At 61.6% G+C, this 16,076-nt stretch carries 12 protein-coding genes; 8 read left to right on the top strand and 4 right to left on the bottom strand.

Going from position 1 to position 16,076, the window contains the following annotated elements; genetic code table 11:
- Nucleotides 1-34 precede the first annotated feature (34 nt).
- Genes ACN6NG_RS14585 through ACN6NG_RS14575 form a run of 3 tightly spaced genes read right to left on the bottom strand, consistent with a single transcriptional unit; the run spans nucleotide 35 to nucleotide 2,150 of the window.
- The gene (locus ACN6NG_RS14585; protein WP_063424312.1) at nucleotides 35-454 is read right to left on the bottom strand and encodes a MaoC family dehydratase; all 420 of its coding nucleotides are present in this window, start codon (nucleotides 452-454) and stop codon (nucleotides 35-37) included.
- 10 nt (nucleotides 455-464) lie between these two features.
- A complete protein-coding gene (locus ACN6NG_RS14580; RefSeq protein ID WP_063424311.1) occupies nucleotides 465-902 on the bottom strand; it encodes a MaoC family dehydratase N-terminal domain-containing protein in 438 nt (145 codons plus the stop codon).
- Between the two features lie 60 nt (nucleotides 903-962).
- Nucleotides 963-2,150 (bottom strand): lipid-transfer protein, encoded by a 1,188-nt coding sequence (locus ACN6NG_RS14575; RefSeq protein ID WP_174369638.1) that lies wholly within the window; start codon nucleotides 2,148-2,150, stop codon nucleotides 963-965.
- A 290-nt stretch (nucleotides 2,151-2,440) separates the two neighbouring features.
- On the opposite strand from ACN6NG_RS14575, the gene ACN6NG_RS14570 reads away from it, so the two are divergent.
- Genes ACN6NG_RS14570 through ACN6NG_RS14560 form a run of 3 tightly spaced genes read left to right on the top strand, consistent with a single transcriptional unit; the run spans nucleotide 2,441 to nucleotide 5,201 of the window.
- Complete coding sequence (locus ACN6NG_RS14570; protein ID WP_063424309.1) at nucleotides 2,441-3,196, top strand: SDR family NAD(P)-dependent oxidoreductase; 756 nt, start codon at nucleotides 2,441-2,443, stop codon at nucleotides 3,194-3,196.
- A gap of 25 nt (nucleotides 3,197-3,221) precedes the next feature.
- Entirely contained in the window at nucleotides 3,222-4,010 is a 789-nt protein-coding gene (locus ACN6NG_RS14565) for an enoyl-CoA hydratase/isomerase family protein (protein WP_063424308.1), read from the top strand.
- 39 nt (nucleotides 4,011-4,049) lie between these two features.
- Nucleotides 4,050-5,201: an acyl-CoA dehydrogenase family protein gene (locus ACN6NG_RS14560; protein ID WP_474314669.1), complete on the top strand. Its 1,152-nt coding sequence runs from the start codon at nucleotides 4,050-4,052 to the stop codon at nucleotides 5,199-5,201.
- A 48-nt stretch (nucleotides 5,202-5,249) separates the two neighbouring features.
- Here ACN6NG_RS14560 and ACN6NG_RS14555 read toward each other — a convergent pair whose 3' ends face one another.
- Nucleotides 5,250-7,949: a winged helix-turn-helix domain-containing protein gene (locus tag ACN6NG_RS14555; protein ID WP_474314667.1), complete on the bottom strand. Its 2,700-nt coding sequence runs from the start codon at nucleotides 7,947-7,949 to the stop codon at nucleotides 5,250-5,252.
- A 2-nt stretch (nucleotides 7,950-7,951) separates the two neighbouring features.
- Between ACN6NG_RS14555 and ACN6NG_RS14550 the strand changes: the two genes are divergently transcribed.
- From ACN6NG_RS14550 to ACN6NG_RS14530, 5 genes are all read left to right on the top strand, one after another.
- A complete protein-coding gene (locus tag ACN6NG_RS14550) occupies nucleotides 7,952-9,157 on the top strand; it encodes an acyl-CoA dehydrogenase family protein (protein WP_474314665.1) in 1,206 nt (401 codons plus the stop codon).
- 265 nt (nucleotides 9,158-9,422) lie between these two features.
- Nucleotides 9,423-11,087, top strand: coding sequence for a DUF1302 domain-containing protein (locus ACN6NG_RS14545; protein ID WP_063424305.1), 1,665 nt, complete (start codon nucleotides 9,423-9,425; stop codon nucleotides 11,085-11,087).
- Between the two features lie 17 nt (nucleotides 11,088-11,104).
- Nucleotides 11,105-12,448 carry a DUF1329 domain-containing protein gene (locus ACN6NG_RS14540; RefSeq protein ID WP_474314663.1) on the top strand — a complete coding sequence of 448 codons (1,344 nt, stop codon included), beginning with the start codon at nucleotides 11,105-11,107 and terminating at the stop codon, nucleotides 12,446-12,448.
- A gap of 70 nt (nucleotides 12,449-12,518) precedes the next feature.
- Nucleotides 12,519-13,538 carry a WD40/YVTN/BNR-like repeat-containing protein gene (locus ACN6NG_RS14535; protein ID WP_474314661.1) on the top strand — a complete coding sequence of 340 codons (1,020 nt, stop codon included), beginning with the start codon at nucleotides 12,519-12,521 and terminating at the stop codon, nucleotides 13,536-13,538.
- Nucleotides 13,539-13,563: 25 nt separating this feature from the next.
- Nucleotides 13,564-16,014, top strand: coding sequence for an efflux RND transporter permease subunit (locus ACN6NG_RS14530; RefSeq protein ID WP_474314814.1), 2,451 nt, complete (start codon nucleotides 13,564-13,566; stop codon nucleotides 16,012-16,014).
- Nucleotides 16,015-16,076 lie beyond the last annotated feature (62 nt).

The following is a 16,076-nucleotide window of genomic DNA, read 5'->3' as shown; positions in this document are numbered from 1 at the left end:
ATGTACTCCAGTGGATTTTTGTTGTTTTTCGAGTTCAGACCAGGGCGACGATGGCTTCGCCGGCCAGTTTCTCTTCGCCGTGCTGGTTAGCGCAGCGGATTGCCAGACGTACGAGCTTCTCGCCGTCCTTCTCGAATTTTTCGGTGACTTTGCCGGTGCAGACAGGGATGTGGCCCAACTGCGTGATGCCGGTGAAGCGAATCGACAGCTTGCGGACCTGCTTCTGCGGCACCCAGTTGGTCAGCAGACGACCCAGGTAGGCGGCCGAAAGCATGCCGTGGGCGAACACATCGGGCATGCGCGCCTTGCGGGCAAAATCGATGTCGATGTGGATCGGGTTATGGTCGCCCGAAGCGCCGCAGTAGAGTGCCAGGGTGGTGCGGTTGACCGGTTGAAGCTTGAGCAGCGGGATTTCGTCGCCAAGCTGGATATCGGAATACTGAACAGGGGTCATCGAGGGCTCCTTAGCGCTGGACGAGCGAGCAGCGGATGTCGGCGACGTGTTCGCCATCCTGGTTGGTGACGCGAAGTTCGTTGACCACGAACTGCAACGCACCGCCTTTTTTCTCGTAGACATCGACGACCTTGCTGTCGAAGGTCAGGATGTCACCGGCAACGGCAGGCTTGTGGTAGATAAACTCCTGCTCGGCATGCAGGATGCGCCCGAGGTCGAAGCCATAGAGGTTCAACTGTTCGGTCACATCGCGGCCTTCGCCTCCGAGGCACATCAGGAAGGTCGGAGGCACCGGGAGCGAGCGGTAGCCAGCTGCCTTTGCTGCGGCTTCGTCGGTGTACACCGGGTCGGTTTCGCCGATTGCCTTGGCGAAGAAACGCAGGCGGCCTTTTTCGACTTCGGCGGTGGTGATGCCAAGCGAACGGCCGATCAGACTCTTGTCTGCCATATCAGTGGATTCCTATCAGGAGTCGGGAAGGCGCGCCGGTTGCCCGGCGCGTGTCGTGTGTCAGCCGCGGCCGAACAGGGTGACGATGCAGGCACCCCCGAGGCCGAGGTTGTGTTGCAGGGCAAAATTCACCCCGTCGACCTGCCGGGCCTCGGCCGTGCCGCGCAGCTGGTGGGTCAGTTCATAGCACTGCGCCAGGCCCGTGGCCCCCAGCGGATGCCCTTTGGAAAGCAGGCCTCCCGACGGGTTGGTGACCACCTGGCCGCCATAGGTGTTGTCGCCGTCAAGTACGAACTGCTCGGCTTCGCCCACCGGGCACAAGCCGAGCGATTCATAGGTCAGCAGTTCGTTGTGGGCGAAGCAGTCGTGCAGCTCGACCACCCGGATGTCCCGCGGGTCGACCCCGGCCTTTTCATAGACTTGCCTGGCTGCACGCTGGGCCATGTCGAAGCCGACCATCTGGATCATTGAGGGTGGCTCGAACGCGATCGGCTTATCGGTGGTGAGCGCTTGGGCGAGGATGACGACGTCAGTGCGCAGCCCATGTTTTTTGGCGAAGGCCTCGCTGCAGACAACAGCCGCAGCCGCGCCACAGGTCGGTGGGCAGGCCATCAGGCGGGTCATGACACCGGGCCAGATCACCTGGTCATTCATGACATCTTCAGTGCTGACCACCTTGCGGAACATCGCCAGAGGGTTGTTGGCAGCGTGGCGGCTGGCCTTGGCGCGAATCGCAGCAAAGGTGCTCATCTGCGTGCCGTACGTTTCCATGTGTTCACGGCCGGCGCCGCCGAACATTTTCAGGGCCATGGGCAGCTCGGCGGCGTCGGCGGCCAGTTGGTCGACGATGGCGATGCTCTTGCCCATCGGGCCGGGGCGATCATCCCAATGGCTCTTCAGCGCACCGGCTTGCATCTGCTCGAAGCCGACTGCCAGTGCGCACTCCACCGCGCCGCTCTCTACCGCCTGACGGGCCAGGTAAAGGGCGCTTGAGCCGGTGGAGCAGTTGTTGTTGACATTGATGACCGGAATACCGGACATGCCCACCTCGTACAAGGCGGCCTGGCCACAGGTGGAGTCGCCATAGACGTAGCCTGCATAAGCCTGCTGAACCAGGTCGTAACCAAGACCGGCATCCTTGAGGGCCAGGCGCACAGCCTCAGCTCCCATTTCGATGTAGGTCCCACTGGTCCCCGGCTTGACGAAAGGAATCATGCCGACGCCGGCCACGTAGGTTTTCTGCGACATCTTTATCTCCACGCTCAAGTTGATGTTGCTTCGCCATGCGCTCCAGGCGAGGCGCCAGCGGCAATGGATGCCGCCCACACTTCAACTCTCCCCGATCATGCGGGCTGCGTAACCTGATCCGGATGGGTGGGGTGCGCCTCCTCGCATGCCTGGCGAGGCCCCATCCGTAGTGGGTGGTCAGGTGGGGGCAGGCGCTGTAATAACCTTGAGGCCTGAAGGCTCAGTGCCTCCGATAAACCACGCAGGCCGGCTCAGGGCCTGCATCACCCTCGCGGCAGACAGGAGCAGTCATGAATCTATTGCAGGGCAAAGTCGCCATCGTCACTGGCGGTGCCTCCGGTATCGGCAAGGCCACGGCGCGGTTGTTCGCCGGCGAAGGCGCGCAGGTGGTGGTGGCCGATACCAACGCGTTAGCCGGTCAGGCTGTGGTTGACCTGATCGAGCAGAGCGGGGGGCAGGCGTTTTTCCAGGCGCTGGACGTGCGCAGCGACGAAGATTGCGCTGCCCTGGTGGCCGCGACACTGGAGCGTTACGGTCGGCTGGACATCGCCTTCAATAATGCCGGCATCAGTGGTACGCCCGCCTTGATCGAGGCGCAGCCACTGGCGCAATGGCGGCAAGTGCTGGATGTCAACCTGACCGGTGTATTCAACTGCCTGGTGCATCAGGTGCAGGCCATGAAGAAAAAGGGCGGAGCAATCATCAATACCGCTTCGATCATGGGGCTGCAGGGGGCGCCGGGCGCGGCTGCTTACGCGGCGTCCAAGCACGGTGTCATTGGCCTGACCCGAAGCGCTGCACTCGAATATGCCAAACACGGCATCCGCATCAACGCGCTGTGCCCCGGCTATGTGGTAACGCCAATGACCACCGGCCCTGAAACCGAATTTGATGCCCGCGTTCTCGATACCGCACTCAAGCGCTTGGCCATGCGGCGCCTGGGAGAGCCACACGAGCAGGCCGAAATGGTCCTGTGGCTGGCTTCGGACAGCGCTTCGTACGTAACCGGCGCCCACTTTGTCGTTGATGGCGGCGCAACTGCCTGAACCTTGCACAACCTGCGGAGACTCCATGAATTACGCACATTACCAGTTCATTACCTTCCACTTGGACAATGGTGTGTTGACCCTGCGCCTGAACCGCCCGGAAGCGATGAACGCCATCAACGCCGGGCTGCATGAAGAGCTGTCGCGGGTCTTCGCCGACGTGGCAGCTGATCCCGAGGTACACGCGGTGGTACTGACCGGCGAAGGCCGAGGCTTCTGTGGTGGCGGCGACCTGAGCTGGTTTCGCGACATCACCCCGCAGGGGGTCGATAAGCTGTTTCGCGAAGCACGCAAGCTGATCATCGACCTGCTCGAGTTGCCACAGCCAATCATCGCCGCAGTCAACGGTCACGCGGCCGGGCTGGGGGCCACCCTGGCGCTGTTCTGCGACATGATCTTCGTTGGCGAGTCGGCAAAGATTGCCGACCCGCACGTGCGCATCGGCGTGGCTGCCGGTGATGGCGGGGCGGCCATCTGGCCCTGGCTGGTAGGCCCGGCGCGGGCCAAGCAATACCTGTTTACCGGCGACAGCCTGAGCGCGGCCGAAGCTGAGCGCATTGGCCTGATCAATCAGGTGGTTGCCGATGCCCGGGTGCTTGAGCAGGCCACCGCCATGGCCCGGCGTCTGGCGGATGGGCCTCGCCTGGCGATCAAGGCGAGCAAGGCTTCGGTGAATAAAATCCTGCGCGATACGGTGAACCTGGTGCTCGATACCTCGCTGGCACTGGAGAAGGAGAACTTCTACAGCGCCGATCATAAGGAGGCGATCAACGCATTCCTGGAAAAGCGCGCTCCGGTTTACTGCGGGCGCTGATTGACGGCCCTTCTGACCATGACTTTCAAAGGTATCGCGATGACCCCGCAATTGAATCGACACCCCTGGATGACCGATGAACTGGAGATGTTCCGCCAACAGGTCCGGCGCTTTGCTGAAGCGCGCATGATGCCGCAGGCGGAAAAATGGCGCAGTCAGGGCTTTATCGATCGGCAGATCTGGCGCGAGCTCGGCGAGCTGGGCATGATGCTGCCGGAAATTCCCGAGCAATATGGCGGTTCCGGTGTGTCTCTGGCCTACCAGTTGGTGGTGGTCGACGAGCTGGCCAGGGCTGAAATGCCCATGAAGCACTCGGTACATTCGATCGTTGCCCATTACCTGTTGACCTACGGCACAGAGGCGCAACGCCAGCGCTGGTTGCCCAAGCTGGCCAACGGTGAATGGCTGACCGCCATCGCCATGACCGAGCCCGGTTGTGGTTCCGACCTGAAAACCTTGCGCACCCATGCGCAGCGCCAGGGCGATCACTACGTGCTCAACGGTTCCAAGACCTTCATCACCAACGGCTCTACAGCGCAGATGATCGTCGTCGCCTGCAAGACCGATCCAAGCCTGGGCGCCAAGGGCGTTTCGTTGCTGGCGGTGGAAGTGGACAATCCGCCGCCGGGCTTCCGGGTCGGCCGCCTGCTGGACAAGATGGGGCAGAAATCGGCCGACACCTGCGAACTGTTCTTCGATGACGTGAAGGTGCCGGTCGAGAACCTCATCGGCGGTGTAGAAGGCCAGGGGTTTGCCCAGATGATGAGCGAACTGCCCTGGGAGCGGTTGATAGTGGCGGTGGCCGCCGCAGCCGTCATCGAGCGGGCGGTCGAACAGACAGTGGAATACACCCGCGAGCGCAAGGCATTCGGGCAGAGTATCTTCGACTTCCAGAACACCCGCTTCAAACTTGCCGAGTGCGCCTCAATCGCCCATATCGTGCGCAGTTTCGTCAACGACTGCACGCAGCGCTTGCTCGATGGCACGCTCGACCCCGAAGCATCCTACATGGCCAAGTGGTGGTGTTCGGAGCAGCAATGCAAGGTGCTTGACGACTGCCTGCAGTGCTATGGCGGCTATGGCTACATGAATGAATACCCCATTGCACGCATGTATGCCGACGCGAGGATCCAGCGGATCTATGGCGGGACCAACGAACTGATGAAAGAGCTGATCGCCCGCAAGCTTTGAGGCGACGCGCGCCCGGCAATGCCCCTGGTGGCATTGCCGGGCGCAGGCTCAGCCGACTTCGCTTCTGCTTGCCCGTTTACGGGCGATGATGATCGCCTCATAGCGGCTGGAGACGCCGAACTTCATGAAAATGTTGCGCAGGTTCCATTTAACCGTCTGGTCACTGATGTTCAAGGTTCGGGCAATGCGTTTGTTGGGCATCGATTGTTCGAGCAGGTTGAGAATGTCTTCTTCGCGTTTGGTCAGGGCCACCTCTGCGGCCGGGGCCGGGGCGTTAGCGCTGGCATGTGATGCACTCCCCGGTGCAGGCAGGTCGAACGCGGCACACAGCTGCTGCTGGTAGACTTCCAGTGCTTTGCCAGGTAGCCCTTTGATACTGCCCAGCAACCCACAGGCCGCGGGACCTTCGTCAAGGAGCGTGCGCAGCAGGCCAAGTGCATAAGCGTCCTGCAGTGCCTGTGTCAGGCAAAGCTGCGCCTCATCGTCCTTGCCAAGCTGCATCAGCGCCTGCCCCTTGAGCAAATTGGCCTTGACCAGCAGGGCACCTCTTCCGAGTGCCTGACCGATGCCGAGCACCTCTTCAAGCGCAGCAAGTACCGCCTCCGGTGCTTGGCTAGCCTGAGCCAGACGAGCCCTGGAGAAGGCGGCAATGGCGACGATTTCGCGGTCCCGGGCCTTGACTCGGGGGCGGTACGCAGCCAGCTCATCGAGTTCGCTCTGCAGCATCTGCCCGTGCCGCCACTCACCGCGCTGCCAATCGTCGCCGAGCACCACGATGCGTATCTGCTCGGCGAGCATCAGGGCGATGCCGCGATCCAGCCGACGCACACGGAAATGCTGGGCGCGTTTATCCAGATAATCCAGTGCAGTGCGCGGCGACTCCTGCAGCAGCTGCAGGCGGGCGTGGACCAGGGCGGCACTGTAGGTACATGCGGGCACCGAGAAACTCAGCATGTCCAGGCGGTTGACCAGGCTCTCACGGGCATCGTCGATGCGATTCTGCTCGTATTGCACTTCTGCCAGAATCGCCGCGCAGGTACACGCGGTGATCGAGCGCCGGCCATGGGCCGCCTCAGCCAACGACAATACCGGCGCGGCATAGCGTTCGGCTTCCAGCACTTTGCCTTCGAGCAGCGCCGCAACCGCCATGGAGCTGCGCGCGATCAGTGCAGGTTCATCGTCATTGGCCACGTTGATCGAGCGGAACGTGGCGCGGGCCAGGGCATAGTTGCCGAGCATTGCCTGGTTGCCAATGATCAGCCCAAGGCGGAAATGCTCCAGCATCGGATTGCGCAACGGCTGGTCGTTCAAGGCCTCGATCGCCAGCAGGCTGCGTTCCGAGTCGTCCTGCTGGCCGGCGATCATCGCCTTCACCAGGCTCATGTGTAACGTGTACCGGGGATCGCTGGTCGAGTTCTCCAACTGCTTGAGCCAGCGCTCACTCTGTTCAAGGCGGGCACTCAAGGCATAGCCCCAGGCGCCGAACAGGGCCAGGCGTGGATGCTGGGCGAGCAGGGCAGTGGGGACCTTCTCGATCCAGCGCAGGAAGGTACCCAGGTGGGTGATGTTGGTCAGTGGTTGGAGCGAGTGCTCCAGCAGCTGGATGACGGTGTCGAAATCCTCACTCAGCAACCCGTGGCGCAGTGCCTCGATCACCAGGTCCTGGCTGACGAACCAATGCGCTGCGCGCTGGTGCAGGGTGCGGACGTCGGCGCCGCTGTGTTGTAGTTTCTGGTTGAGGAACTCGGCGAACATGGGATGCAGGCGGTACCACTGGAAGCGGTCTTCCATGTCGACAGGCAGCAGGAACAGGTTGAGCGCTTCGATTGTGGCAATGCGTTGCGCCGCGTCGTCGCAGCCCGTCAGGTGTTCGGCGAGATCGGCATTGAAGCGGCGCAGAATGGAAATCTGCTGAAGGAACTCGATCAGGCCTTCCGGCAGGTTGGCGATAACGTCTTCAGAAAGGTACGCGCTCAGGTCCGCGCTGTTCGGGGCCATCAGGCCCACGCCAGCGCGCTTGCGCGGTCCCGATTTGAGGGAAATGGCCATGAGTTGCAAGCCAATCGGCCAGCCATGGGTCTGCCCATGTATCGCGTGGGCCGCCTCCATTTCGATTTCTGAATCCAGATGGGCTTTGAGAAACGCCAGCGATTCCCGGAAATTGAACGACAGTTCATGGCCGTTGATTTCGCATAACTGCCCCATGGCCCGCAGCCTGCCCAGCAGCAACGAAGGGGTCACGCGCGACGCGATCACGACATGCAGGTGGCCCGGCGCATTGTCGATCAGCACTTGCATCAGCTGGGTGATGCGCGGTGTGCCGACATGGTGAAAGTCGTCGAACATCAGGTAGAGCTCACGATCGTCGCGTGCCAGGGCGTTGATCAATGCCCTGGCCAAGGACTGCAGGTCTTCATTGTCGTCACTGTCGCCAAACAGCAGCAGATCATCGGACAAGGGCAGGCCGACGTGCTGCAGGGCGCCGACCAGGCTGCCGCAGAACAGCTGGAACGTACTGTCCTCGGCCGTCAACGACAACCAGGCTACGACGGCGCCCTGCCTGATGAGCTCCAGCCGCCATTGGGCAAGCACGGTAGTCTTGCCAAACCCCGCGCCGCCGCACGCCAGGGTGACCCTGCTGTGACGAGCCTGAAACAACTGAGTTGCCAAGTCTTCGCGCAGGATGCTGTTGAGCGAAATGCGCGGCGGAGCAAATTTGGTGGTGACCAGGAGGGAAGTCGACTTCATGGATGTTCAAAGTTCTTTTGTTCTTGTTATTCGCCAGTATGGGGTACCCCGCACCAACCTTTCCCACCCCGTTATGGGTGGGCCATTTTTTCTGTGTTTTTGGCTACTTTTGCACTTTCTTCGCCGTTCGCGAGCTCAAGTTGAAGATTCCACAACTCACTGACATTCAGCAACTGTCAATCGACAGCATGCGCACCTTCGTTCAGCAGGAAGTGAAGCCGAACGAAGCCTTGTTGCGCTTTGGCCCGGCGTCTCGCGAGCAACTGCTGGAGTTCACCCAGGCAGTAGCCGAGTTCGGCCTGCCTGGCCTGGCTGTGCCAAAGGCCCTTGGGGGTTCAGGCATGGACTGGGTAACCCAGGCGCGGTTGTTCGAAGAGCTCGTCAAGGGCAGCCTGGAGCTGGCCAGCGTGGTATTGGTCAACATGCTGGCCGTAGAACTGCTGATGGAAAGGCCGGCGCTGTGCAACCAGTATCTCCCCGACTTGCTTGCCGGGCGTACCATCGCCAGCCTGGGGCTGATGGTGCGGAGTGATGGCCATGCGCTGCGGGCGCAACGGTTGGCTGACGGTTTGCTGATTGATGGCAATATCGACGAGGTCGCCGGTGGCCTGTGGGCCAATCTCCTGATCAGCAGCGTTCTAGTAGATGATCAGCATGCTTGCCTGGTGCTGCTCGATCGTCGACGGGACCGCTATGAAACCCGCGGCATTCGCCTGGAGAGCAATGCTGCCAGGGTGCTGGTGACGGCCGCATGCGTGGAAAAGGAATACTGCCTCGGCGAGGCGCAGCCTGGCTCGGCGCTTTCGCGCAAAATGCTCGATTTTGTCCGCTTGCATGAAGCCATCGCCCAGGTCGCCCAGGGCCAGGTGATTGTCGAGGATGCTCTGGCGAAATCGGCCCAGGGCCTCTGCTCAACATCGGAGCGGCTGGTGTCATTGCACTTGGCCGAGATGATCACACAAGTGGAGGCTGCTCGCCTGATGTGCCAGCACGGCTTGTCGCTGGCGCAAGATCACAGGGATTGTGAGATCGAGTCGAACATGGCGCTGTTTTTCGCCCAAGGGGCGATTGAGCGGATCGAGCGTCACGCGGCCTGGGTGAACGGGCCGGGAGGGGGCCGAAACACAGTGGGCACATTGCAGTTAGGCCCGCTCTGCGCCAGCAAAACGCTCACTGCCTGCGATATTGTGCGGCAACGGCCGGCCTAGCCCGCGCCGTCAACTCCCTTGTCGCTCAGCGCCGCCGTCCCAATCGGGACGGCGGCGTTGTCGTGCTTGCGTGGCTGCCGACAACGATGGGTGGGTTGGCTTCCCCCCCCAATTATGGCTGGTCCCCACCTGCCGCTAGTGGGTGGTTTCAGTGGGCCAGTTAGCCCGTAGGCTGAGATCAAGGCATGCCGCTGGCCGGTCTGTCCCGTCCCTGAACCAATCCAAACAATGAATAAGAAAGTGCTTCGCACAAGATGGAGGGGTAATGAAGTCCGCTCAGTTGTGGGTGCGAGAAGGCCGGCTGCACAAGGCTGCTCTCGGTATTGCTGTAACCGCTATTTCCACAGGCTTGCTGCAGAACGCCAACGCGATCGCCATTGATACTGGCAACCCGGATGTGCAACTGCGCTGGGACAATACCCTACGCTACAACCTGGGTTATCGGGTCGAGCCCCAGAGCAAGTCCATCCTGGCCAACCCCAACTTCGATGATGGCGATCGAAACTTCGAGCGTGGCCTGGTCACCAACAGGCTTGACGTGCTCAGCGAGGCCGATCTGGTTTTCAACCAGCTTTATGGTGCGCGGGTCAGCGCCGCTGCTTGGTACGACCAAGCCTACGAACACCTGGACAACGACAATGTAGCGACGTCCAACCACCTCAAGAATGGCCAGCCGGCGCTCGGCCTCAGCCGCTATGCAGACCGCTACTACAACGGGCCCTCCGGTGAAATCCTGGATGCGTTCGTCTTTGGCCAGTTCGAGCTGGGGAGTGCCCAGGTCAATGGCAAGCTCGGCCAGCATTCCCTGGCTTGGGGTGAGGCGTTACTGACTGGCGGTGCGGTGCATGGTGTGTCCTACAGCCAGAACGCGCTGGACCTGGGCAAGGCCCAGGCATCGCCGGGTATCGAAGCCAAGGAGCTGTACCGGCCTCAACCGCAGGTTTCCACCCAGCTGCAACTGACACCTGAGCTGTCGGTCGCCGCGCAGTACTTCTTCGATTGGGAGCGCATGCAGATGCCCGAGGCAGGTACCTATTTCGGTGCCCAGGACATCGTCAACGAAGGTGCGCAGAGCCTGGTGGCTGTGCCGGGGGTACCCGGTGTGCGCTTGCTGCGTGGCGCCGACATCATCAAGGAAAAACACGGTGACTATGGAGTTGCCATGCGCTGGCGCCCGCAGTGGCTGGACGGCACGCTGGGCTTCTACTACCGCAACTTCACCGACAAGCTGCCCCAGGTGTACCAACAGGCGTCCAGCCGCACCTTTGGCCTGGCCTATGGCGACGATGTCGACCTTTACGGTGTAAGCCTGTCGACCGTACTGGGCGGCTTGAGCGTCGGCGTCGACCTCAATTACCGCACCAATATGCCCCTGGTCAGCAACGTCGCGGCATTGCCCGCTGGTGCGTTGCCCGATGATACCCCGGGGGCGCGCGGCAATACCGTGCATGGTCTGGTCAATGTGGTGGGCACGCTGGGCGATACAGCGCTGTTCGACTCCGCCGCGTATGCCGCAGAACTGACCTGGAACACCTGGACGGCCGTTACCGACAACAAGGCGCTGTTCAAGGGTAACGACAGCTACAACGCTGTCGACAAACCGGACAAGAACGCTACCGCCCTGGGCCTGAATTTCACGCCGACCTGGTTCCAGGTGTTCCCCGGCGCCGACCTGTCCTTGCCCTTGAGCTTTTCTCAGGGCTTGCACGGCAACTCCGTGGTGACCCTGGGCGGCAACGAAGGCACAGGCAGTTATTCGGTGGGCGTGGGGCTGGATTACCTGTCGCAGTACCGCTTCGACCTGAAATATGTCGACTTCTTCGGCGATGTCGACAAGGGCAGCAATGGCGCGGTGAGCGTCGCCAATGGCACCTCGGCGATTCTCAAGGACCGCGGGCTCATCACCTTCACCTTCAAGACCACTATCTAAGTGGCGAGGACGAACCTATGAATGCATCACATAAAGTGCTGGTTGCAGGATTGTTGTCGCTGTATGGCAGCGTGGTATTCGCAGGCCCTGACTTCAGCCAGCTGGGCAAGAGCCTCACGGCGATGGGCGCTGAGCAAAGCGGCAACCAGGACGGTAGCATTCCGCCCTATACCGGTGGCCTTACCACTGCGCCAGCCGGCTTCGACAAGAAAAGCTTCGTCCGGCCTGACCCGTTTGCCACTGAAAAGCCTCTGCTGTCGATCGACCAGAGTAATGTCGAGCAATACGCCGGCAAGCTCACCGCAGGCACGATTGCCCTGATCAAGCGCTACCCAAGCTTCCGCGTCGACGTGTACCCCACGCACCGCACTGCGGCCACGCCAAAATGGGTGCAGGACAACACCATCAACAACGCCGGCAAGGCCACGCTCGAAGCTGGCGGGACCTCTGTCGCCGGGGTGCACGCGAGTATTCCGTTCCCGATCCCGCAAAACGGCAATGAAGCCATGTGGAACCTGTTGATGCGCTTCAACGGCGATACCATGGATTTTCGCAAGTTCACGGCGTTCAACGTCACCTCCGCCGGGCAACTGACGATTTCTACTCAAGGGCGCTTCCTGGTCGAATCCGAGTACTACAACACCGGCAAACCGGACAGCAACCTCCTGCAGCGCAACCGTGCCGACTACGTAGGGCCGGCACGCCGGGCAGGGGAGTCGTTGATGGTCCTGGAGCCGGCCAACTATGAACGGGTCGAGCGCCGCGCTTACCAGTATCTGCCGGGACAACGCCGGGTGAAACTAGCGCCCGACGTAGCCTACGATACGCCGAATACCACCACTTCCGGGATGTCCACCATGGACGACGTCGGCCTGTTCAATGGCAAGCAGGACCGGTTCGATTTCAAGTTGGTGGGCAAGAAGGAACTGTACGTGCCCTACAACACCTACCGCATGGTGTATGCCGACAATCCGCAGGATGTGTTCAAGCCTAACCACATCAACCCCGACATGGTCCGCTGGGAGCTGCATCGCGTATGGGTGGTTGAGGCGACGCTCAAGCCCGGAGCCCGGCATATCTACAAGAAGCGTGAGTTCTATCTGGACGAGGACAGTTGGGCACCGCTGGCGGTCGACCAGTACGATGCCCGCGACACGCTCTGGCGCGTCGGTTTCAACTACCCGACACAGAGCTACGACGTGGACACCTTCAGCAGTTGGACTGCCGGACACTATGACCTGATCGGCGGGAATTACTACATCAACCTGTGGCCAGGAAAAAGCGGGCTGCGCATTGTCGCAGAACACCAGCCGGACAACTTCTGGTCGCCAGACTCGCTCGCCGGCAGCGGCATTCGCTAAGACCCGCCAGTGTCCCTGCGCCGGCGCGCTGGCGCGGGGGTTCTCGTTCATCCCAACAAGGACTTTCGCCATGTTCGAACAGTGGCTTCGCCCTGTATTAGCCGTGGCTGCGCTGAGTTGTCTGCCGGTGCTGGCCCAACCGGGATACCGTGACCCGCTCGACGTGCCGCCGTTGCACAGCACGATGGCAAGTGCAGCTGCGCTCAATGGTGTGGCCAGGGCAGGGGATAGGTTGGTCGCCGTAGGGTTGCGCGGCACCATCGTCTACAGTGATGACCTCGGCGCCAGCTGGCAGCAGGCTACAACGCCCAGCAGCCTCGACCTGACGGCGGTGTACTTTGCTACGCCGCAGTCGGGCTGGGCAGTGGGGCATCAGGGCGTGGTGTTGCACAGCAGTGATGGCGGCCGCAACTGGGAGCGCCAGCTCGACGGCGCGGCGATCGCGCAGCTGTTGCGACAACCGAAGGCGCAAGGCCAGGAAAACGCAACGCAGACTCAGCCGAACAGTGACTTCCCGTTGCTGGACGTGTGGTTCGAAGACGCTGACAAGGGCTTCGTGGTAGGTGCCTTCAACCTGATCCTGCGAACCGAGGACGGCGGCAAGAGCTGGCGTTCCTGGTCATCGCAAACACCCAACCCGCAAGGCTTGCACCTGTATGCCATCCGGCCGGCCGGAGCGGACCTGTTCATTACCGGGGAGCAAGGGCTTCTACTGCGGTTTGAGCCACGCAGCCAGGCGTTCCAGGCCCTCGATTCGCCCTACAAGGGAAGCTATTTCAATCTGGTCGGGACAGCGCAAATGGTCCTGGCGATCGGGCTGCGAGGCTCCGCCTACCGCAGTACGGATCGCGGCCGGACCTGGCAGAAAGTCGCGACGGGACTGAGCAGCAGTCTTTGCGCCGGTACGGTGCGTGCCGACGGCTCGATCGTGCTCGTCAGCCTGGCGGGTGACGTACTGGTCAGCCACGACCAGGCACGTACCTTCACGCGCTGGCCGCTTGCCCATCCTGCGCCCTATTTTGCGGTGGCCGATGCTACACCTGCCGGGCTCAGCCTGGTCGGCTTGCGTGGCGTGCGCCTGCTCAAATAACAAGAAAGCGGAGACAACCGTGGCTATTGGCCCCAGCAGCATCAACGAAATGCCTGTCGTCAAGACACTCGACGGGTTCGACGCCCGTTCCGGAAACCTGCTCGAGCGGCTGATATTCAATCACCGGCTGCTGGTCATCATGCTGTGTGCCGCGGTCAGTGTAGTGTTGGCCTATTCAGCGACCCGTCTGGTGCTCAACGCCAGTTTCGAAAAGACCATCCCGCAGAGCCAGTCGTATATCCGCAATTACCTGGATAACCGCAACGACCTGCGCGGGCTGGGTAACGCCGTACGCGTGGTGGTTGAGAACCCGCATGGCGATATCTTTGACCCGCACTACCTCGAAACCTTGCGCCGTATCAACGATGAGCTGTTCCTCACCCCCGGGGTGGACCGGGCCTGGGTGAAGTCGTTGTGGATGCCTGCGGTGCGCTGGAACGAGGTGACAGAAGAAGGTTACTCTGGCGGCCCGGTTATGCCTGACAACTACGATGGCTCCGCCGCCAGTATCGATAGTTTGCGGCAGAACATTGCCCGCGCGCAGTTGCAGGGCAACCTGGTGGCCGGCGACTTCAGGTCGAGCATGATCGTCCTGCCGCTGCTCGACCGTGATCCTGGGACGGGCCAGGCGCTGAACTATCAGCGGTTGTCCGGGGCGCTGGAATTGCTGCGCAGCAAATACGAGCAAGGCGCAGAGCCGGGCGCCGTGCCGGTGCGCCTGCACATCGTCGGTTTCGCCAAGGTCATGGGGGAACTGCTCGACGGTGTGCTGCAAGTCATGAGCTACTTCTTCGCTGCAGCACTGATCGCAGCGTTGATCATCTTTCGCTACACGCGATGCATGCGCAGTACGCTGCTGGTGCTAAGTTGTTCGCTGGTGGCGGTTATCTGGCAAATGGGCCTGATCCGTGCGCTGGGCTATGAGCTCGATCCGTATTCGATGTTGGTGCCGTTCCTGATTTTTGCGATTGGCGTGTCCCATGGGGCACAGAAGATGAACGGCATCATGCAGGATATCGGGCGGGGGACTCACAAACTGGTGGCCGCACGCTACACCTTCCGGCGACTGTTCATGGCTGGCCTGACTGCGCTGCTTGCCGATGCGGTGGGCTTTGCGGTACTGATTTTCATTGATATCCCGGTGATCCAGGATTTGGCCATCACTGCCAGTATCGGGGTCGCGGTACTGGTGTTCACCAACCTCATCCTGCTGCCGGTGATGCTGTCCTATTCCGGTGTGCGCCCGGCTGCAGCGCAGCGTGCCTTGCGCAGGGAGGGCAGGGAGTCGGCGATTTGGTCGTTGCTCGAGCGCTTCACTCTGCGACGTTGGGCGATCATTACCCTCGGTATGTGGTTCGCCCTGGCCGCGGCGGGCTTCATCATCAGCTTGCAACTGAAGGTCGGTGACCTCGACCCTGGGGCACCGGAGTTGCGCCGTGATGCACGCTACAACCTCGACAACGCCTACATCACCCGCCATTACGCACTGTCCAGCGACCAGTTCGCGGTCATCGTCAAGGCCGGTCCGGATGGTTGCCTGCATTACCCGACCCTGGTCGAGATCGACCGGCTGAGCTGGACGCTGCAGAACACCCCGGGTGTCCAGACCACCAGTTCCTTTGCCGATGCCGCACGACGGATCACTGCTGGCTCGTTCGAGGGCAACAATAAATGGCTGACCTTATCCCCCGACCAAGGGGTGCTCAACTATGCGGCGCGCTCGGCAGCGGCGAACAACCCCGAGTTGTTCAATGACGATTGCTCGGTGATTCCGGTGGTGGCTTACCTCAAGGACCACAAGGCGTCGACCCTCGATCGGGTGGTCGAGGCCAGCGAAGCGTTCGCCGCGGCGCACAACACCGATGAACGCCAGTTCCTCCTGGCAGCCGGCAGCGCCGGTATCGAAGCGGCCACCAACATCGTGGTCCGCGAGGCCAACCGCAGCATGCTGTTGTTCGTCTATGCGGCGGTTATGGTGCTGTGCTACGTCGCCTTCAGGAGTTGGCGCGCGGTCGTGGTGGCCGTGGTGCCTCTGGTCATCACTTCGATCCTCTGCGAGGCGCTGATGGTGACGCTGGGCATGGGGGTGAAGGTGGCGACCCTGCCTGTCATCGCGTTGGGCGTAGGCATCGGGGTCGACTATGCGCTGTACCTGGTCAGTGTGCAGCTGGTGCAGCAGCGCGCGGGTGCGAGCTTGCGTGAGGCCTACCGGCATTCGGTCGACTTCACAGGCAGGGTGGTGGCGTTGGTTGGCCTGACCCTGGCCGCCGGCGTGGTGACCTGGGCATGGTCGCCGATCAAGTTCCAGGCCGACATGGGCATCCTGCTGACCTTCATGTTCGTCCTCAACATGGTCGGCGCACTGGTACTGATTCCGGCGATGTCGCACTTTCTGCTGTCCGATGGCTATTTCCGGGGCAGCCGCTGTGGCTTGAGCGAAGCATCGGTCACGTTGCAACCCAAGGTGCAGGTCTGAATAACGGTCAGCGGTGCAGGGCGATGCCCCGGCCACACCCGGACGGGGCATCCTGAGCAGGT

Source organism: Pseudomonas sp. TSO6 (assembly GCF_056098905.1).
This window is presented reverse-complemented; position numbering and strand designations above follow the sequence as displayed.

Bases quoted from the DNA above. Each gene is read 5' to 3' on its own strand.
- ACN6NG_RS14585 (WP_063424312.1), bottom strand. From the start codon at position 454: ATGACCCCTGTTCAGTATTCCGATATCCAGCTTGGCGACGAAATCCCG.
- ACN6NG_RS14580 (WP_063424311.1), bottom strand. From the start codon at position 902: ATGGCAGACAAGAGTCTGATCGGCCGTTCGCTTGGCATCACCACCGCC.
- ACN6NG_RS14575 (WP_174369638.1), bottom strand. From the start codon at position 2,150: ATGTCGCAGAAAACCTACGTGGCCGGCGTCGGCATGATTCCTTTCGTC.
- ACN6NG_RS14570 (WP_063424309.1), top strand. From the start codon at position 2,441: ATGAATCTATTGCAGGGCAAAGTCGCCATCGTCACTGGCGGTGCCTCC.
- ACN6NG_RS14565 (WP_063424308.1), top strand. From the start codon at position 3,222: ATGAATTACGCACATTACCAGTTCATTACCTTCCACTTGGACAATGGT.
- ACN6NG_RS14560 (WP_474314669.1), top strand. From the start codon at position 4,050: ATGACCCCGCAATTGAATCGACACCCCTGGATGACCGATGAACTGGAG.
- ACN6NG_RS14555 (WP_474314667.1), bottom strand. From the start codon at position 7,949: ATGAAGTCGACTTCCCTCCTGGTCACCACCAAATTTGCTCCGCCGCGC.
- ACN6NG_RS14550 (WP_474314665.1), top strand. From the start codon at position 7,952: ATGTTCAAAGTTCTTTTGTTCTTGTTATTCGCCAGTATGGGGTACCCC.
- ACN6NG_RS14545 (WP_063424305.1), top strand. From the start codon at position 9,423: ATGAAGTCCGCTCAGTTGTGGGTGCGAGAAGGCCGGCTGCACAAGGCT.
- ACN6NG_RS14540 (WP_474314663.1), top strand. From the start codon at position 11,105: ATGAATGCATCACATAAAGTGCTGGTTGCAGGATTGTTGTCGCTGTAT.
- ACN6NG_RS14535 (WP_474314661.1), top strand. From the start codon at position 12,519: ATGTTCGAACAGTGGCTTCGCCCTGTATTAGCCGTGGCTGCGCTGAGT.